The sequence below is a fragment of the Aeromonas sp. L_1B5_3 genome, assembly GCF_963866575.1.
GTDB lineage: Bacteria > Pseudomonadota > Gammaproteobacteria > Enterobacterales > Aeromonadaceae > Aeromonas > Aeromonas jandaei.
This window is the reverse complement of the sequence record NZ_CAWMDN010000118.1, coordinates 22913-41659: the sequence shown is the minus strand read 5'-3', so window position 1 is coordinate 41659 and position 18747 is coordinate 22913. Positions and strand designations below refer to the sequence as shown.

Annotated in this window: 15 protein-coding genes; 9 read left to right on the top strand and 6 right to left on the bottom strand. The window is 58.0% G+C overall.

What is annotated here, in order from left to right; all coding sequences use genetic code 11:
* The first annotated feature begins 81 nt into the window (after nt 1-81).
* Entirely contained in the window at nt 82-801 is a 720-nt protein-coding gene (locus tag AACR93_RS13975) for a GntR family transcriptional regulator (protein ID WP_043851054.1), read from the top strand.
* Between the two features lie 128 nt (nt 802-929).
* On the opposite strand, the gene xseA is transcribed toward AACR93_RS13975, so the two are convergent.
* The 5 genes from xseA to AACR93_RS13950 all read right to left on the bottom strand — a co-directional run bounded on the left by xseA (nt 930) and on the right by AACR93_RS13950 (nt 6530).
* Nucleotides 930-2309, bottom strand: a complete 1380-nt coding sequence (gene xseA, locus AACR93_RS13970) for an exodeoxyribonuclease VII large subunit (protein ID WP_043851053.1) — start codon at nt 2307-2309, stop codon at nt 930-932.
* A gap of 123 nt (nt 2310-2432) precedes the next feature.
* The gene (locus tag AACR93_RS13965; RefSeq protein ID WP_043851052.1) at nt 2433-2855 is read right to left on the bottom strand and encodes an ExbD/TolR family protein; all 423 of its coding nucleotides are present in this window, start codon (nt 2853-2855) and stop codon (nt 2433-2435) included.
* Nucleotides 2855-3607 (bottom strand): MotA/TolQ/ExbB proton channel family protein, encoded by a 753-nt coding sequence (locus AACR93_RS13960; protein WP_043851051.1) that lies wholly within the window; start codon nt 3605-3607, stop codon nt 2855-2857. Before AACR93_RS13960 ends, AACR93_RS13965 begins: the two co-directional genes overlap by 1 nt.
* Before the next feature lie 2 nt (nt 3608-3609).
* A complete protein-coding gene (locus AACR93_RS13955) occupies nt 3610-4374 on the bottom strand; it encodes an energy transducer TonB (protein ID WP_331428980.1) in 765 nt (254 codons plus the stop codon).
* A 269-nt stretch (nt 4375-4643) separates the two neighbouring features.
* Nucleotides 4644-6530, bottom strand: a complete 1887-nt coding sequence (locus AACR93_RS13950; protein WP_082044113.1) for a potassium transporter Kup — start codon at nt 6528-6530, stop codon at nt 4644-4646.
* A gap of 559 nt (nt 6531-7089) precedes the next feature.
* Here AACR93_RS13950 and guaB point away from each other — a divergent pair.
* The 8 genes from guaB to AACR93_RS13910 all read left to right on the top strand — a co-directional run bounded on the left by guaB (nt 7090) and on the right by AACR93_RS13910 (nt 15536).
* Nucleotides 7090-8553: an IMP dehydrogenase gene (gene guaB / locus AACR93_RS13945; RefSeq protein ID WP_043851048.1), complete on the top strand. Its 1464-nt coding sequence runs from the start codon at nt 7090-7092 to the stop codon at nt 8551-8553.
* A gap of 84 nt (nt 8554-8637) precedes the next feature.
* The gene (gene guaA, locus AACR93_RS13940) at nt 8638-10227 is read left to right on the top strand and encodes a glutamine-hydrolyzing GMP synthase (RefSeq protein WP_043851047.1); all 1590 of its coding nucleotides are present in this window, start codon (nt 8638-8640) and stop codon (nt 10225-10227) included.
* Between the two features lie 381 nt (nt 10228-10608).
* Nucleotides 10609-10881 (top strand): hypothetical protein, encoded by a 273-nt coding sequence (locus tag AACR93_RS13935; RefSeq protein ID WP_033115211.1) that lies wholly within the window; start codon nt 10609-10611, stop codon nt 10879-10881.
* A gap of 411 nt (nt 10882-11292) precedes the next feature.
* Complete coding sequence (locus tag AACR93_RS13930) at nt 11293-11928, top strand: hypothetical protein (protein WP_043851046.1); 636 nt, start codon at nt 11293-11295, stop codon at nt 11926-11928.
* A 141-nt stretch (nt 11929-12069) separates the two neighbouring features.
* A complete protein-coding gene (locus tag AACR93_RS13925; RefSeq protein WP_156152968.1) occupies nt 12070-12522 on the top strand; it encodes a hypothetical protein in 453 nt (150 codons plus the stop codon).
* Between the two features lie 109 nt (nt 12523-12631).
* Nucleotides 12632-12967, top strand: coding sequence for a hypothetical protein (locus AACR93_RS13920; protein WP_231556938.1), 336 nt, complete (start codon nt 12632-12634; stop codon nt 12965-12967).
* A 287-nt stretch (nt 12968-13254) separates the two neighbouring features.
* Nucleotides 13255-14634: a leucine-rich repeat-containing protein kinase family protein gene (locus AACR93_RS13915; RefSeq protein ID WP_043851045.1), complete on the top strand. Its 1380-nt coding sequence runs from the start codon at nt 13255-13257 to the stop codon at nt 14632-14634.
* Between the two features lie 254 nt (nt 14635-14888).
* On the top strand, nt 14889-15536 hold the full coding sequence (locus AACR93_RS13910) for a thiopurine S-methyltransferase (RefSeq protein ID WP_043851089.1): 648 nt from the start codon (nt 14889-14891) through the stop codon (nt 15534-15536).
* 330 nt (nt 15537-15866) lie between these two features.
* Here AACR93_RS13910 and AACR93_RS13905 read toward each other — a convergent pair whose 3' ends face one another.
* A complete protein-coding gene (locus tag AACR93_RS13905; protein ID WP_043851044.1) occupies nt 15867-18653 on the bottom strand; it encodes an insulinase family protein in 2787 nt (928 codons plus the stop codon).
* Nucleotides 18654-18747 lie beyond the last annotated feature (94 nt).

Sequence of the window (18747 nt, the reverse complement as noted above, 5' to 3'; positions counted from 1 at the left end):
GCCGTTTTGTCTGCCGAGCAACTGGGGTAGAATGGCGCCTCTTCCATTTATCATGGCGCAGAGCCGACGAGGTGGCCTTTCGTGTCGAAAAAACCCATGTATCGCCAGATAGCCGACACCATCCAGCAGTGGATTGCGCAAGGGGAGCTGGCCCCCGGCGATGCCCTGCCCACCGAAGCCGAGCTGCGTGAGCAGTTCGGGGTGAGCCGGGTTACGGTGCGTCAGGCTCTCAAGCAGCTGACCGAACTCAACGTCATCGAGAGCATTCAGGGCAGCGGCAGCTACGTGCGGCAGGAGAAGGTGAACTACGACATCTATCAGCTCACCAGCCTCTATGAGAAGGTGACCGATCCAGCGGCCGAGACCCACAGCGATATTCTCGCCTTCGAGGTGATCAAGGCGAGCAGTGAGTTGGCCGAGCGGCTCAATCTGGTGGAGGGTGCGCTGGTCTATTACGTCAAGCGGGTGCGCTTTATTCGCCAGATCGCGGTAACGCTGGAGGAGACCTGGATGCCGCTCGCTCTCTTCCCCGATCTCAGCTACGCGGTGATGCAGGGCTCGAAGTACCACTACATCGAAGAGGTGAAGCAGCTGGTGATCGACCGCAGCGAGCAGGAGATCATTCCGGTGCTCCCCTCGGCGCAGGTAGTGGAGGCGCTCGGTATCGACCCGGCCAAGCCCATTATCGAGAAGGTCTCCCGTGGCTTTTTGCAAGATGGCACCGTGTTCGAGTTCAGTCGCAACTTCTTCAAGAGCGATGACTACAAGTTCACCCTGGTCGCCCGCCGCGCCAAGGGGTGAGCGGGCGGCAGCACCCGAGATAAAAAAGGCCACCACCGTGTTTGCGGTGGTGGCCTTTTTGTTTGGTTGATTAACGGGCCAACAGCCGAGCTGGGTAGCATGCTGGCTGGTGGTTTGGCGCAGCCGTTCTACTGCGCAGAGTCCTTGACGATCCCCTCGACCCGCACCTGCAGGCTCCCTTGTGCCAGGGTGGTGATGAGCTGATCGCCACTGTTGACCTGATCGGCACGGCTGATGACTTCGCCGCGTGGAGTGCGGGTGATGGAGTAGCCGCGCCCCAGAGTGGCGAGCGGGCTTACCCCGTCGAGGCGGGTGGTGAGCATGGCGAGGCGGTGACTGGCAAGGTCTTGCCGCTTGGCAATCAGGGCATAGAGTCGCTCCTCGGCCAGCTGGTGGCGGCGCTTGCCAGCTGCCAAGAGGCGCTCCGGGCTCTTGCCCTGCAGGCGCAGCTCAAGGTTGGCGAGGCGCCGCTCACCCTGATGCAGCCGCTGGCGCAATAGCTGCTGCAAACGGGTGGAGAGCTCGTCGAGGCGCTGGGATTGCTGCTCCAGCCGCCGCTTCGGATCCTGATGGTCGAGCCGTTTTTGCAGCAGGATGAAATCGTGGCGGGCGGCGGTCTGCTGGCGGCTCATCGCTTGCAGCAGTTGCTGCTTGAGGTGAACCAGACGCTGGGCACGGGCGCTCTGATCCGGCGCCACCAGCTCGGCGGCAGCCGACGGGGTAGGGGCGCGCAAGTCGGCGGCAAAGTCGCTGATGGTGACATCCACCTCGTGGCCCACTGCGCTCACCACAGGTATGGCTGAGTGGGCAATGGCGCGGGCCACCGCCTCTTCGTTAAAGCACCAGAGATCTTCAAGCGACCCGCCGCCACGGCCGACGATCAGCACATCCACCTCGGCGCGCTGGTTCGCTTTGGCGATTGCTGCGACGATCTGGCTGATGGCGGCGCTCCCCTGCACCTGAGTCGGGTAGATAAAGACCGGCAGATCCGGCGCACGCCGTTTAAGCACCGTCAGCATATCGTGCAGGGCGGCGCCGGTGGCGGAGGTGACAAGGCCCACCGCTCGCGGTTCACGGGGCAGCGGCCGCTTGCGGCTTTCGTTAAACAGCCCCTCGGCGCCGAGGCGGCGCTTGAGCTCTTCAAAACGCAAGGCCAATACGCCGTCGCCTGCAGGCTGCATCGACTCGATGATCAGCTGGTAGTCACCGCGCGGCTCATAGAGGGAGACCCGCGCCTGCACCAGCACCTGCATGCCATCCTGCGGGCGGAAGGCCACCCGCCGGTTGTTGCCCTTGAACATGGCGCAGCGCACCTGCGCCGACATGTCCTTGAGGGAGAAGTACCAGTGGCCGGAGCTTGGCATCGCCAGATTGGAGAGTTCGCCGGTCAGCCACACCAGCCCCAGATCCTGCTCCAGGATCATGCGCACGGCGCTGTTGAGGCGGGTGACGGTAAAGACCTGCTGCTCGCGGCCGCTCGCCGCACTGGATGGGGTAAATCGGTTCAAAGGCGTACCTGTGGTCTGCCCCGGCGGGGCCGGGATAAAACGATGGCCGCTATCTTACCCCAGCACGGGGCAGGTGCCGAGCCTCTATCGGCCCGAGCATCCGATATCGTCCTTGCAGGGTTTTCATTCGTTCTGCGGTTGGCTGACAAACGCGATCTTGTGCAGACCGTGGCGAGACGCCGCTGCCATCACGTTGGCGATGGTGCCATATTCGACCCGTCGGTCGATGCGCAGCTGGATCTCGGGCAACTCGCCGGGAGCTTTGCTGGCGCTCTCCATGCGGGCCAGTAGCGCCGTTTCATCCACCTCCTGCTCGTTCCAGTAGGTTTTGCCCGCGCTGTCGATGGAGAGAGTGATCGCCTCCGGTTTGGGCTGATTGAGCTGGCTGCTCGCCTTGGGCAGATCGAGTTTGACCGCATTGGTGAGCAGGGGCGCGGTGATCATAAAGACGATAAGCAGCACCAGCATCACATCGATCATCGGGATCATGTTGATTTCGCTTAGGGGCTGCTCATCTTCATCGCCGGGCAGGGAACCGAATGCCATTATTGGCCTCCCGTTTTGGCTGAGCGCCGGGCAAGGCGGGTGACATTGCTGGCAGCCGGTTCAAAACCGGTCAGCAGCAGGGCAAACAGGTCGTGGGCAAAGGCATCCAGCTCAGCCATCTTCAGGCGGTTGCGTCGCACGAAGAAGTTGTAGACCAGCACGGCGGGCAGGGCGACAGCCAGACCAAAGCCGGTCATGATCAGTGCCTCGCCAACCGGGCCGGCTACCTTGTCGAGACTGCTCTGACCGGCGGCGCCGATGGCAAGCAGGGCGTGATAGATGCCCCAGACGGTGCCAAACAGCCCGATAAAGGGGGCGGCAGATCCCACCGAGGCGAGAAAGGCGAGCCCCTGCTCCAGCCGTATCTTCTCCTGAGCGAGCCCCTGACGCAGGGCGCGCAGCAGATACTCGTCAGGAGATCCCAGACCCAGTGAGCGGGGGCGGGCACCGGCTCGCTCCAGCTGGCCGATGGCTATCAGCGCCGCATTGGTCAAGCGGCTATAGGCGTCTTGCGGGATCTCTTTGGCCAGTCGCTGCTCCATCTGTTGCACGTTCTCGTGCTGCCAGAACTGCTCGACAAACTGTTTGCCAAGGCGTCGCTCGCGCCAGGCAAACCAGAGCTTGAGCAGAGCAAAGTAACAGGTGCCGAGCGACATCAGTACCAGCAGCACAAATGGCAACAGGCCAACGCCGCTGTTTTGCGTGAGCAGATGGGCGAGCCCCATCCCGTTGTTGGCAATCTCCGGATCCATGGTTAACCCCTTATCTGAAAAATGATGGTGACTCTTGCCCAGGCCGCGACGGCCACGTTGTTCTGTTTGCCGGGAATAAAGCGCCAGCGGCTGACGGTGCGGCGCGCCTCCCTGTCGAGTCGGTAATACCCGCTGCTCTGATCGATCTCCACCGAGCTTGCCGTGCCATCGGCGTTGACCCGTACCTTGAGGATGACCCGACCCTCTTCCCCCTGACTGCGCGACTCGTAGGGGTAGGGGGGCTCAGGATTGTGCAGGGAGGGATCTCGCGCAATGGGGGCGCTGCTGCCCGTGGTGGCGTGTTGGCTACCACTGCCAGCCTGAGCTGTAGAGTGGCTGCTGCCTGTATTCGAACTGTTGTCGGTAACCGGGCTCACGGGCATCGCGGAAGGCGTTTGCGATTGATGGCTTACCGCTGTTCCAGCCGGTTTGGCGGCTGCATGGGCAACCGGTTTGACGATCGGTTTGCTGACCTTCTTGTTTAACGCCTTTTTGGGGGAGGCAGGCTGAACCTGCTTTGCCGCAGGTTTTGCGGTTGGCGCTGCCTTTCTGGCCGGTTGTTTGGCAGTCGTGCTTTCACCAGCCCAGCGAGCGGAGAGGGTGATCGGCAGGGGCTGGGCAACAGGTGCGGGAGCGCGATCATAGGCAAACCAGAAGATGGCGGAGTGCAGCACAATGGCCATGGCCAGGCAGATAAGCTTGACAGGCCCGATAGCACTATCCATTGGCAGCGAGATTGGCTCCGATCCTAGATAGTTGGATGCCATGACCGTTTTCCCTTCCTGAACGTCATATTGATACTCAAATGGCAAGTTATGAGACGCCTGACCCGGCGCAAAGGCCGCTAGCTTGCCTCACTCGATAGTTGGCAAACAATAACTATTATCAATCGCATTTTAATCGGTTTGGCTTGATGAGAGGCAGACCGATTGACACTCAATGCGGCGCTTCGTCGGTGATAAAAGCCCTCTTGTCAGCCTGCTGCCTGTTACAAGAGGGCTTTTGATTCTATTCCCGACAATGCTGGTGGGGCGGGTCAAAGCTCTAGCAATACCCCCAGCTCCACCACCCGGTTGGCCGGAATATGGAAGAAATCGGTCGCCTTGAGGGCGTTGCGATTCATCCAGACAAACAGACCCTCTCGCCAGCGGGCCATGCCCGGAATATCGGTGCTGACCAGATTTTCGTGCGAAAGGAAGAAGGAAGTCTGGCTCATGGCGACTTTAAGGTCGTGCTGGGCACAGGCTTGAAAGATCTCCTCCATGTCGGGGGTCTCCTTGTAGCCAAAATGGGCCACCACTTGCCAAAAACCATCCCCGAGCTGTTTGAGTTGGACCCGTTCGCTAAAGGCGAGCCAGGGTTCATCCTTGATGCGAACGGTGAGGAAAATGATCCGTTCGTGCAGGATTTTGTTGTGTTTGAGATTGTGCAGCATGGCGTGGGGCACCACCTGCTCCGAGCGCGACAAGAACACGGCTGTACCCGGCACCCGCAGCGGCGGGTGCTCAAGCATGTTGTCGACAAAGCGGGTCAGGGCAAACGACTTGTTCTCCAGTTTGTCGAGCACCAGCTCGCGCCCCCGCTTCCAGGTAGTCATCACCAGAATGGCGAGCAGGGCAAACAGAATGGGAAGCCAGCCGCCCGCCAGCAGCTTGGTGCTGTTGGCGGCAAAGAAGGTGGCGTCTACCAGCAGCAGCGGCGCACACACCAGCGCAATCAGCCAGCGTGGCCACTTCCAGCGCGTGGCGGCTACCACCATCAGCAGCAGGGTAGTGAGCACCATGGTACCGGTGACGGCGATACCGTAGGCGGCGGCCAGATTGCTGGAGGTCTGGAACCAGAGGATCACGATGACAATTCCCGCCAGCAGCAACCAGTTCACCAGCGGCAGGTAGATCTGGCCAATCTCCCGCTCGGAGGTGTGGCGGATCTCCTGACGGGGCAGATAGCCGAGCAGGATCGCCTGACGCACCACCGAGTAGGTGCCGGAGATAACCGCCTGCGAGGCGATGACGGTCGCCATGGTGGCCAGCACCAGCAGTGGCAGGGTGAGCCAGGAGGGGGCGAGCAGGTAAAAGGGGTTCTCGACGGCGGCGGGATTACGCAGCAGCAGTGCGCCCTGACCGAAATAGTTGAGCAGCAGGGCCGGCATCACCAGCGAGCCCCACGCCAGCCGGATGGCACCGCGGCCAAAGTGACCCATGTCGGCGTAGAGCGCCTCCGTGCCCGTCACGCAGAGCACCACGGCGCCCAGGGTAATGAAGGCAACACCCGGTCGCTCGACAATAAAATCAATGGCATAGAGCGGATTGATGGCCTGCAGAATGACCGGGTTCTGGATGATTTCGAGTACTCCCAGCAGGGCCAGCACGCCAAACCAGAGCAGCATGATGGGGCCGAACAGCTGGCCTATCCCCGCTGTGCCGTAATGCTGGGCGCCAAAGAGGATCACCAGCACGATCAGCGTCACGGGGAGCACAAAGGGGGCGAGATCCGGGGCGATCACCTCCAGCCCCTCGACGGCAGAGAGCACCGAGATGGCGGGAGTGATCACCGCATCCCCGGCAAAAAGTCCTACCCCGACCAGGCCAAGCAGCATGGCAATGGTGCGAGCGCGGGGCGAGAGGCGGCGCGATGCCAGCGAGGCGAGGGTCAGTACACCCCCTTCGCCCTTGTCGTCGGCACTCAGCACCAGCAGCACATATTTGAACGAGACCACCACCATGATGGTCCAGAAGAAGAGGGATATGAGGGAGAGAACCTCCTGTGGGCCCGGCTGCAAACCGATGTGGCCGGCAAAGCACTCCTTGAGGGCATAGAGCGGGCTGGTGCCCAGATCGCCGTAGACGACCCCGAGCGCTGCCAGCGTAATCGCCGCCCGTCCTTGGTGAAGTTGTCGACCCATCATGAAATTCCATTTCAATTCAGCGTGTTAGTCATGATACGCAAGAGTCGGATGCAAAGGAACAGGATTATCGGGAAAGCCCTTGCCAGCACGAAAACGGGTAATTTTTGCACCAGTGAAACCACCAAGGCAGAGAACGTTTCGTAGGTGCAACAGTGCAGTTTTATGCCTCCGAAGTGTGGCAATAATGTGGCAATAACGGGGACGTGACTGCCTCTCCGAATCGATGATTTTCGCTCTGGATTGCGGATGTTTTTTACCGGGAAAAGTGGTGGAAAAATAAGCTGTTTTGTTCCGCTGTTCGGGTGGTTTTGACAGGGAGAAGGGGAGCCATTCTGACCGCGCTGAGAGGGGCATCTGGCAAACGGGCAGGGTGCATAAAACACCACTTTGCCAACTCTTTTGCCCCGAAATGGCGCTTTTCGTACTGATAATTTTGGTTTTTTGGCGTTTTGGCCTCCTAAATGAGGGCTACGCCATAAAAAATTCAAAAAACTTCTTTACCAGTGACCAATCCGTGAGTAAACTTCGTCGGCAATATTTTACACCCCCACTTCCTCAACGGTGAGATATTGCCATGCTCAGGATTGCCAAAGAAGCGTTAACCTTCGACGATGTACTGTTGGTTCCCGCCCACTCCGAAGTTCTTCCCAATACTGCCGATCTGCGTACCAAGCTGACCTCTGCCATCAGCCTGAACATCCCGATGATCTCCGCTGCCATGGACACAGTGACCGAAGCCCGTCTGGCTATCGCACTGGCCCAGGAAGGCGGTATCGGCTTTATCCACAAGAACATGTCCATCGAGCAGCAGGCTGCCGAAGTGCGCAAGGTCAAGAAGTACGAGAGCGGCGTGGTCACTGACCCCGTCACCGTGCGCCCTGACATGACCATCGCCCAAATCAAGGAGCTGAGCCACAAGAATGGCTTCGCCGGTTACCCCGTGGTGACTGACGGCAATCAGCTGGTCGGTATCATCACCGGCCGTGACGTGCGCTTCGTGATTGACCTCTCCCAGACCGTTGAACAGATCATGACCCAGAAAGATCGTCTGGTCACCGTGCGTGAAGGGGCCCCTCGTGAAGAGGTGGTTACCCTGATGCAAAAGCACCGTATCGAAAAAGTGCTGGTGGTGAACGCCGACTTCAAACTCAAGGGCATGATCACCGTTAAAGATTTCCAGAAAGCCGAGCGCAAGCCCCACGCCTGTAAAGATGACAAGGGTCGTCTGCGGGTCGGTGCTGCGGTTGGTGCCGGTGCCCGTAACGAAGAGCGCGTCGCTGCGCTGGTGGAAGCCGGTGTTGACGTGCTGCTGATCGACTCCTCCCACGGCCACTCCCAGGGCGTGCTGGATCGCATCAAAGCCACCCGCGAAGCCTATCCGGATCTGCAGATCATCGGTGGCAACGTCGCGACCGCCGCTGGCGCCAAGGCGCTGGTTGCTGCCGGCGTCAACGCCGTCAAGGTCGGTATCGGCCCGGGCTCCATCTGTACTACCCGTATCGTGACCGGCGTGGGCGTGCCCCAGATCACTGCCATCTCCGACGCCGTTGATGCGCTGGAAGGCACCGGTGTACCGGTTATCGCCGACGGCGGCATCCGCTTCTCCGGTGACATCGCCAAGGCCATCGCCGCTGGCGCCAGCTGCGTCATGGTCGGCTCCATGTTCGCCGGTACTGAAGAAGCGCCGGGCGAGATCGAGCTCTATCAGGGTCGCTCCTTCAAATCCTACCGTGGCATGGGCTCTCTGGGCGCCATGTCCAAAGGCTCCAGCGACCGCTACTTCCAGACCGACAACGCCGCCGACAAGCTGGTACCGGAAGGTATCGAAGGTCGCGTGCCTTATAAAGGTCGCCTCAAAGAGATCATCCATCAGCAGATGGGCGGCCTGCGCTCCTCCATGGGCCTGACCGGCAGCGCCACCATCGACGACATGCGCACCAAGGCTGAATTCGTGCGCATCTCCGGCGCCGGGATGAAAGAGTCCCACGTCCACGATGTGACCATTACCAAAGAAGCCCCCAACTATCGGATGGGCTGATAAAACGGGGCCCTGCGCCCCGTTTTTCCACCCTTTTTTTATCCCGTGCCCTTTGTGACAACATCAGCCTGATGCAGGAATAAAATGACTAAAGACATTCACCAGCACCGTATCCTTATCCTCGACTTCGGTTCCCAGTACACCCAGCTGATCGCCCGCCGCGTGCGCGAAATCGGCGTTTACTGCGAACTGTGGGCCTGGGACGTAACCGAAGAGCAGATCCGCGAATTCAATCCGAGCGGCATCATTCTCTCCGGCGGCCCCGAGTCCGTCACCGAAGCGGGCAGCCCGCGCGCCCCCGAGTATGTGTTCAACGCCGGTGTCCCTGTGTTCGGTATCTGCTACGGCATGCAGACCATGGCCGAGCAGCTGGGTGGCAAGGTGCAATCCTCCACCGAGCGTGAATTCGGTTACGCCAAGGTGGAAGTGCTGGGCGAAGCTGGCAAGAGTAGCGCTCTGCTGCGCAACATCGAAGATGCCATCGCCGACAACGGTAATGCCCTGCTGGATGTCTGGATGAGCCACGGTGACAAGGTCACCACCATTCCGGCCGACTTCACCACCATCGCCCGGACTCCGACCTGCCCACACGCGGCCATGGCCAACGAAGCCAAGCGTTTCTACGGCGTGCAGTTCCACCCGGAAGTGACCCACACCCGTCAGGGTGCCCGCATGCTGGAGCACTTCGTCAAAGACATCTGCGGCTGCGAGTGCCTCTGGACCCCGGCCACCATCATCGACGACGCCGTTGCCCGCATCCGCGAGCAGGTGGGTGACGATGAAGTGATCCTCGGCCTCTCCGGTGGGGTCGACTCCTCCGTGGTCGCCATGCTGGTGCACCGCGCCATCGGCGATCGCCTCACCTGCGTCTTCGTCGACAACGGCCTGCTGCGCCTGAACGAAGGCACCCAGGTGATGGAGATGTTTGGTGACCACTTTGGTCTGAACATCATCAAGGTTGAAGCCGAAGAGCGCTTCCTCTCAGCCCTGGCCGGTGTTGACGAGCCGGAAGCCAAGCGCAAGATCATCGGCCGCGTCTTCGTCGAAGTGTTTGACGATGAAGCGAAAAAGCTGAAAAACGCCAAGTGGCTGGCGCAAGGCACCATCTATCCGGACGTTATCGAATCCGCTGCCAGCAAGACCGGCAAGGCCCACGTCATCAAGTCTCACCACAACGTCGGCGGCCTGCCGGAAGAGATGAAGATGGGTCTGGTCGAGCCGCTGCGCGAGCTGTTCAAAGACGAAGTGCGCCGCGTCGGCCTCGAGCTGGGTCTGCCTTACGACATGCTCTACCGTCACCCGTTCCCGGGCCCGGGTCTGGGCGTGCGCGTCCTTGGCGAAGTGAAGAAAGAGTACTGCGATATTCTGCGCCGCGCCGATGCAGTCTTTATCGAAGAGCTGCGCAAAGCTGACCTCTACAACCAGGTCAGCCAGGCGTTCGCCGTCTTCCTGCCGGTGCGCTCCGTTGGCGTCATGGGCGATGGCCGCAAATATGACTGGGTGATTGCCCTGCGCGCCGTCGAAACCATCGACTTTATGACCGCCCACTGGGCTCACCTGCCGTACGACTTCCTCGGTCACGTATCGAATCGCATCATCAACGAGATCAACGGTATCTCCCGCGTGGTGTACGACGTCTCCGGCAAGCCGCCCGCAACCATCGAATGGGAATAAGCGGCACTCGCCCTGCTGCCCATCGAGCATAAAAATGCAAAAAAGACGCCCTTGCGGCGTCTTTTCTTTTTCCAATCGTTTGCGCCGCAATTTACTGCCCGCTAGCAGCTTTGCCCGGGCGTGCCCCTGTCACATCTAACAGGAGGCGATTTTTGGCATCGGCACTAGGCTCTTTCATGCCCATTGCGACCGGCCCCTGATGATAGAGCGCTAGCAAGCCTTATCAGGCAAGGCGGGCAGCAACAGGGGCGCGATGCGGCAAAGGGGAGTCAGCGTGCCAACCGGCAGCGGCTCCCGGTGGAGACCGGAAACCACTTGAATCAACGGGGCGCAGCCCGATCGGCCAAACGAGTCGGGATCATAGAGCACGGAGAGTTTGATATGTCAGAACAAGCAGTGTTGGTAGGTGGATGGACCGCATATCACAAGCTGACCGCCGAAGATCAGGCAGTGTTCAACCAGGCGATGAAAGGATTTGTCGGGGTACAGTACACCCCCTTTGAAGTCTCCACCCAGGTGGTGGCTGGCACCAACTACCGCTTCAAGTGCAAGAGCACTGTGCCGCTCGCCCAGCCGATCCATGGCGAAGCCGTGGTGCAGATCTTCCAGTCTCTGGATGGCTCGGCCCATATCACCTCCATCACCCCGATCTGATAGGGTTGCAGGCAAGGCGGGGAGGGGGAGATCTCCTAACCGGTTTGCTCCAGACTCCAGATAAAAGAAAGACGCCTTAGGGCGTCTTTTCTTTATCTATGCTCCGGCACTGCTGATATGTGGCCAGTATTTGCACTTATTGATTAAATTGTTGATATCACTCAGGAAACAGCCATCTCACTCTTTTTCTTATCAGCTTTGCTCGTTAGGATATTCGTCTGGATATGGCCTCCTTGGGGCCACCAATGAATCAGGCCAGAGATATCGCATTGATCAAAAGCAGTAAACTGGTTGGTAACGTTATGAATTAATATTATTTATTATGGCGATCATGATGATGAAGCGGAGTTGTATGGATGGTTTTTCTACCGACTTTCATCTAATCACTGTTATAACTATAGAGATAATTCAGTGGACCAATTTTTACAAGCAAATGTACTAAAAGCAGATTTAGTAACTATTGATGCTCAGTTTACGGAAAAGGGCATAGATGATATGTCTACTATGGTTTTGTTGAAACAAAGCCTCATATCAGTAGCGAATTTCGTCGATTTTGAAGTTACAGTTCGTCAAGTGTATAAAAAACACCCGGAGTTGAGTGAATACTATAAATCATTCTCCAAAGAGTGTGACTTTGCGAAGTACTTAAGAAACAAATTTGTAGGTCACTTAAAGCAGGAATTAGTTAACAAGGCTCTTGAGTGGAACCCCGAGATTCGGATGCTTATTACTAACATGGATGACCCCATCGCTGCATATTTAGTAAACCTACTTATTTTGGAAACTGCGATTAACACATATGTTGATGGTGAGGAAAAGCATAAGATATTTGAGACTGAAACAAGTTTGAGTTACCCGCCTGATAACACGAGGTTTTTAAAGTGTTTGACCAAAATTATTCGATTTTCTATAGAATACCTCGGAAAATACTTAGAGATAAGGCTGCAAGAGATGCAACTTAAAATCAATGAAGATAGCAGTTTCGAGAGTATGCTGAAATTAGGCTATGCAGCTGGAAAAACCAAATTTAGCTTTATAAAAAAATAATTATAAAGAAGCATTTAAGAGTGGTTCCCAACGCTTGTCATTTTTTATTCCAGTGTTGGGTTTCGTATTTATTAGGTGATAGAGGTTTGGTGGTAGTGTAGCTAACTATTTAACGTGGCGTTAGAGCTTACATGGGGTGTTATGAAGATAGCCATTAAAGAAATAATATTGGTAGCTTTGACAGGGTGCTTTCCTGCATTATTAATTCAATATAACGAAGGTGTTGGCAAACTTAAGGATTTTGTTTCTGGCGCTATAGTGCCTAATTATATTTTTTATTATTTCTTATCGTTTTTCGTTCTGCATTTATTGTTGACAACACTTTGTTGGTTATATGGATATAGGTTTAGTCCTGAAAAGCAGAAAGAGGCAAAGCAAAAAATTATTTATATAGGCGAGGTCGGTGATAGTACATTGGGTATCTATCGTCTTGCTTCAGGGCTATTATTTGCGATTCCAATTGTATGGAAGTTCACTGAGCCGAATACAATAACAAACCTTGAGTTTGTAGGGTTGACCTCTTACGCATTACTGTTTTTAGTCGGTGTTACAGTAATATCAAACATAAATTTATGGGCAAAAAGTAAGCTCTAGCAAAGCCATCATGAAAGGTACGAAAGCTTGGTTGTGTGTATTCGCTCCCCAATTTTAGTCGAGCTTTTTGCGCCCCATATAGCGGTGCTAGGCGCCAGAGGAAAATATCGTGACTGTAAAAAGGATTCAAGCAGGCAAATATTCTGTTTCAGATGGAAGAACTATCGTTAAAGATGGTTCTAGTTGGTATGTATTAAACAACGACGGTAAGCATGATTTCGGTCCATTGCCAACACTGGCGGCAGCAAAACAATATGTATCTGATGGAACAACGCCTACCGGTGAACATAATTACGCTACAAAATACGGAAAAAGGCAGAGTAGGAAAGAATTTAATGCTTACTTAGCGTCAGAGGCAAAAAATGGTAATATTGGTCCATTAATTTTCTATCTTCTAGTTATGTTGGTTATTTGCATCTTCTTTTTCGTTGTGCGTGGCTATTAGTACCGTAGGGTGCAATGAACATCGTGAATTGCACCGCTTTCGGCGCTAAATATCTTGTGCAAATGCCGAACTGTAATTTTGGTGCAATGCGCTGCGCTTATTGCACCCTACCTGTTTCGTTAATCCGCTGGGGGGGGCTGAGCGCTGAGCCTTGCCAAAGCAACAAAAGGGGCGATCTGCGCCCCGAATTCTTTATAATGCCCCCCTTTAAAATCGCCGGACCCGGGTTCGGCGCGCGCTGATGGTTGCTGTACCATCAGGCAGGTCATCAGGATTGAGAAACGGTTATGCATACTCTGGAACAGCTGCGCGCGGGTGAACTGTGCGGTGCCCGCCATCTGAAGCTCTCTGAAAATCTGACGGAGTTCCCCCACGAGATTTTGAGCCTGAAAGAGACGCTGGAGGTGCTGGATCTGACCGGCAACCAGCTGAGCTCTCTCCCAGACGAGCTGGCCGGGTTTGGCAAATTGCGCATTATCTTCTGCTCCGAAAACCGCTTTACCGAGCTGCCCGAGGTGTTGGGGCGCTGTCCGGCGCTCACCATGGTGGGCTTTAAGGCCAACCAGATTGCCACCGTCTCGGCCAAAGCACTGCCCGCCGGTTTGCGCTGGCTGATCCTGACCGATAACGCAATTGAGCGGCTGCCCGATGAGCTGGGCCAGTGCGACGCCCTGCAAAAGCTGATGCTGGCGGGCAACCGCCTGCGCGAGTTGCCGGCCAGCCTTGCCAATTGCCACCGTCTTGAGCTGCTGCGCATCGCCGCCAACCGTATTGAGCGCTTCCCCGAGTGGCTGCTCTCGCTGCCGCGCCTTGCATGGCTTGCCTACTCCGGCAACCCCTTTAGCGAGGGGGCGGAGGCGCGCGCCATCAGCGATGAGCAGGTTGCCACCTTGCCGTGGCAGCGCCTTGCGCTCGGCGAGCTGCTGGGGCAGGGGGCTTCTGGCGTTATCCATCGCGCGGTTATGCGCAGTGAGCCGCTGGTGGCCGAGCGGATGGCCGATGAGTCGCGCGAGGGCATTGGCGTGAGTGAGGTGGCGGTCAAGATCTTCAAGGGGGCGGTGACCAGCGATGGCTTGCCCCAGTGCGAGATGGCGGCGTCGCTGGCGGCAGGTGCTCACCCCAACCTGATCCCCGTCTTGGGGCGGGTGGCCGATCACCCCTCCGGTATGCCGGCGCTGGTGATGGAGCTGATCGACCCGGCCTTTGCCAATCTGGCGGGGCCGCCGAGTCTGGCCTCCTGCACTCGCGATGTCTATGACGACGGGTTGCGCTTTACTCTGGCCGAGGCGCTGACGCTGGCCCGGGGGATTGCCTCGGTGGCGGGTCATCTGCACCAGGCCGGCATCATGCACGGGGATCTCTACGGTCACAATATTCTGTTTACCCGCGGGCCCTCTGCCCACGCCCTGCTAGGCGATTTTGGCGCCGCCTCCCTCTATGACCTGCATGATCGCGAGCTGGCGCAGGGGCTGGAGCGACTGGAGGTGCGCGCCTTTGGCTGCCTGCTGGAGGAGCTGCTGGCACGCTGCGATGGCGATGTTGATGACGCGCAGCTTGCCGGTTTGCATCAGCTCGCCGCGGCCTGCCTCTCTGAACTGCACGGCGAGCGCCCCGATTTTGCCGAGATCGGCCGTCAGCTTGCGGCGGCGCGCAGCACACTGTTGTGATCTTGCGGGCCTCTTTGGTCCGTTAAATCCTCCTCTTTTGCTCATCAATCATCACTAACTCATGCCACATTGGCATGGGTTTAAGCCCCTGTTTGCCTGCGGGAGAGGCCAGATTGCCCCGCTGGCCATCACGGGAGAGGCGGTGAGGGGCTGCCCGATAAAAAGGGTGGGCAGAGGGTTGCGTGGTGCCGGTTAAGTTGTGATATTGAGGCATCTTTTAGTAAGCAATTTTTCGTAAGCAATGGGGAATCATGATGGAAGCTGCGTTTTGGCATCAGCGTTGGGAAGAGAACCGGATTGGCTTTCATCAGGCAGATTTCAACCGCTGGCTGCAATCCTGGTGGTCGGCGCAGCAGCCGGATGAGCCGGTGCTGGTGCCCCTGTGCGGCAAGTCCCGCGACATGCTCTGGCTGAGCGGGCAGGGTCATCCGGTCGATGGCTTCGAGCTTTCTTCCGTCGCCATTGCCAGCTTTTTCAGTGAAAACCACCTGAAGGCGGCGGTGAGCGAGGTGGGCCCCTATCAGTGCCATCAGGTCGAGAGCCTGCGCATCTTCGAAGGGGATTTCTTTGCCGCGCCGGAGCTGGGTCGCCGTTATCGGCTGGTCTATGACCGGGCGGCGCTGATCGCCCTGCCGACCGCCATGCGCCGCCAGTATGCGGCGCTGATGAGCCGGTTGGTGGAGGAGGGGGGCCAGATCTTGCTGGTGACCCTTGAGTATCAGCCGGAGCAGCAGAGCCAGCCGCCCTTCTCGGTGGGCGAGATGGAGGTGCGGGCGCTGTTTGAACGGGACTTTCGGGTCGAGGTGCTGGGGCGGGCTGCCGAGGTGGATCACCCGCGGGTGCTCTCCGGTCAGCTCTCCTATTTCGACGAAGTGGCCTATCGCCTGATCCGCCGCGCCTGAGAGGCGGCAGGTGAGCGGCAAAGAGTGATCCGGCAGGGCAAATGAGTCGTCAGGTGGACTCTTCGCTACCTCCTTTGACGTAGATCAACGTGGTTTTCGGGGGGAGTGCCTAAGATGTGGCTGTTTCTCAATCACTGTTGGCATTGTACGGCGAGTTCAAGGGGTTTCCTGCTTGCCTGTCATCAACTCAGTGTCTGATTTTCACGCTCATGTTCACTTTTGGCGGCTTTGTCGCAATTGTTATGGTTTTTCCAGCCGACCCTCGTGGGTCGGCTTTTTATTGGCTGCGATTTGCCGTGGGCAGGAAAAACGGGGAGATGCGAGGCCTGATCAGGCCTCGAAGGTGGCGGCATTGAGCCGGAAGGCTCGTGGATCGTCGATAAACTGGCCGGTGATCCGCTCCTCGTGCTCGTGGCCCTGCCCGTAGCTGCAGAGGATCAGCCGATCGGAGGTGCGTGAACGCAGCTGGGTGATAAAGCGCACCAGATCGGCGCGCGTCAGTTTGCCGACCTCCTCGCAGACCCGTTCCCGTTGATCGAACCCCAAGTCCTTGTTGCCGATGCTGACCCACAGCCGCTGGCCGCGGCTGCGCAGATTGGCGTCGCGCTCGCTGAGCTGGGCCTGCAGCCCGGCCTTGCTCTCCTGCCACTGCTGCTCGGTAAATTCGAGCATGGCCAGCGGGAAGAGGTCGATAAACTCCTCCACCGCATCGAGCAGATGCTGGGGCCCCGCCACCGGCGACTGGATATAGAAAATCAGACCCGGGTGGCGATTGAGCGGCAGGTTGCCTGCCCCCACCACATAACCGAGCTGCTGGCGGGTGCGCAGCTCGTGGAAGAAGGTGGAGGACATGATGTGGTTGGCCAGGGTAAAGCAGGCGAGATCCCGTGCCCGGGTGGTGCGGGACTGGTAGTAGACCAGCAGGGCCGAATCTTCGTGTTCGCAGCCCTGCTCGCGAATAAGGGTGCCCCTGTCCTGAATCGAGATAAGCGGGCGGCGGGTCTCGCCACTCGGTTTGCTGCTGGTGCCATTGATATCGCTAAGGTGGCGCTCCATCAGCGCCGCCAGCTCCAGCGCCTCGGCCGCCGTCCAGTCGCCGTGCACCAGCGTCTCGATATGCACCTCGGCAAAGAGGTTCGCCACGAAGTCAGGCATCTCGGAGAGCTCGACGGTGCGCAGGTGGCGCAGCAGCTGCTCGAACGGCGGGTTATTGGGTTGCAGCAAACTGGTGAGCTGGTTGAACAGCTGGGAGATGGGGCGCGCCTTGGACTGGTTGTCCCAGTTGCGGATGAGCGCCTCTTTGATCTCGCTAAAGCGGCCCGGGTCGGGATAACCCAGGGTGCGGTTGCCAAGGATCATGTCGAGCAGCAGCGGCTGCTTGTCGGCAAAGCCGCTCAGGTTGATGGTAAAGCCCCCCTGATGGGCATAGATCTGGTAACCCAGCCCCGCCAGCTCCGCCGGATAGGTGAGGGCGTTGAGGTGATCGGCCAAAAGCTCCACCGCGAGGCGCGCCATGGCGATGTGGCGCGGGCTTTTGACCGCGTGCTCGCTGTCGATGGAGATATAGAGATTGCCCTTGGGCACACTGAACAGGTGCTCATGGAGGTGCCAGAGGCGAAAGCCGGGGCGATCGATAAGACAGGCTGGCATCTCGGCGGCGATCTCCGGCGTGCGCGGATCGAGTCGGCTGCTGATAAAGGGGTTGGGCTTGGGCAGCGCCAGCGCCTTGTCCGGTTCGCTCTGCTGCCAGCGGATCTTCTCCGCCTCGGTGATGGTCGCCACGCTGTAGGGGGTCTGATACCAGCGGGCCAGCCGGTCGGTGGTCACCTCCGGCGCCGTGATGGTCATGCGCAGGTTGTGCGGGGTGAGCTTGGCGAGGAAGCGACGGATCAGCGCCTCGTCATATTCGCGCATCATGTAGTCACCGTGCAGCAGATCCTCCGGCTGGTAGCTAAAGAGGTTAAGCACCAGCCCCGAGACGGTATCGAGCGGGCGGCCGCGCTCCTGAAAACGGAATGCCGACTCAAGCACGGTGCGCTTCTCGTCGTAGCGCCAGGCATCCAGCCCTGCACGGTCGATGAGCTTGAGGTAGCCAAACAGGAAGGCCACGATCTCATCCACATGTTCAAGACCGAGCGGGGTGAGGCCGAAGTTGACGCCAAAATCCTTGAAGTTGGCGCCACTGATACCGCCGCCTGCCGAGAGCTGGTTCACCCAGCCTTTCGCTTTAAGCAGGGAGAGCAAGCTGCCATCCCCTTCATAGCCGATAAGGTGGCTCAGGAAGGTGAGGGGCTTTTTGTCATAAAAGGCGTCCACATTGGGCTGCGGGAAGGTGAGCGCCAGTTTGCGGGTCTCTTTCACCGGCTTGATCTGGATGCGGATGCCAAGATCGTCGAGCCGGTAGAGTGGCATATCGAGAGTCGGCGTTCCCAAATTGCGATTCAAAATGGGAGCGAAATAGCGACAGCACCACTGCAGTTGGGTGTCGATGTCGGCAGGTGACATCATCACCAGTGCCATGCGATCCGCGCTGTAGTGGCTCTCGTAGAAGTTGATGAGGTCGGAGCGCAGATCCCGTCCCGGCAGATCGGCCAGGGTATCGAGGTTGCCCACCGAAAACTTGGCAAAGGGGTGAGCGGGATTGACCGTCTCCTTGTGTACCTGATAGCTGCGGCGCACATCATCCTGCAGTTTGAGGCGGTATTCGGAGTCGACCGCGTTGCGCTCCTTGTCGACCCACTCAGGATCGAACGTGGGGCAGATGAAGAACTGGGCGAACCGGTCGAGACCCGCCTCGAAGAAGCCGTTGTCGATCTCGAAAAAGAAGTTGGTGAACTCGGTGCCGGTCCAGGCGTTGTTGCTGCCGCCATGACGGCTCATAAATTGCTGGTACTCACCTGGCTTGGGGTAGGTAGCGGTACCGAGAAAGAGCATGTGTTCGAGAAAGTGAGCCATCCCCTGCCGGTCGGCCGGATCGTCAAAATGGCCGGTATTGACCGCCAGAGATGCGGCGGATTTATCGGTATCGGGATCGCAAATCAACAAGACCCTGAGCCGGTTTGCCAGCTCCAGATAGTGGTATTGCCGATGGTCATTGGGACTGGCATATGGGCTCATTGGTGGGCGACTCACGTTGGATTTATTTGAATTTAAACATGATTATCGACCCCGCTACCCGGTGAGGCAAACCCTTTTCTGAGAGGTAGCGCAA

Bases quoted from the DNA above. Each gene is read 5' to 3' on its own strand.
- guaB (WP_043851048.1), top strand. From the start codon at position 7,090: ATGCTCAGGATTGCCAAAGAAGCGTTAACCTTCGACGATGTACTGTTG.
- AACR93_RS13960 (WP_043851051.1), bottom strand. From the start codon at position 3,607: ATGGATCCGGAGATTGCCAACAACGGGATGGGGCTCGCCCATCTGCTC.
- guaA (WP_043851047.1), top strand. From the start codon at position 8,638: ATGACTAAAGACATTCACCAGCACCGTATCCTTATCCTCGACTTCGGT.
- AACR93_RS13935 (WP_033115211.1), top strand. From the start codon at position 10,609: ATGTCAGAACAAGCAGTGTTGGTAGGTGGATGGACCGCATATCACAAG.
- AACR93_RS13955 (WP_331428980.1), bottom strand. From the start codon at position 4,374: ATGGCATCCAACTATCTAGGATCGGAGCCAATCTCGCTGCCAATGGAT.
- AACR93_RS13915 (WP_043851045.1), top strand. From the start codon at position 13,255: ATGCATACTCTGGAACAGCTGCGCGCGGGTGAACTGTGCGGTGCCCGC.
- AACR93_RS13925 (WP_156152968.1), top strand. From the start codon at position 12,070: ATGAAGATAGCCATTAAAGAAATAATATTGGTAGCTTTGACAGGGTGC.
- AACR93_RS13910 (WP_043851089.1), top strand. From the start codon at position 14,889: ATGGAAGCTGCGTTTTGGCATCAGCGTTGGGAAGAGAACCGGATTGGC.
- AACR93_RS13905 (WP_043851044.1), bottom strand. From the start codon at position 18,653: ATGAGCCCATATGCCAGTCCCAATGACCATCGGCAATACCACTATCTG.
- AACR93_RS13965 (WP_043851052.1), bottom strand. From the start codon at position 2,855: ATGGCATTCGGTTCCCTGCCCGGCGATGAAGATGAGCAGCCCCTAAGC.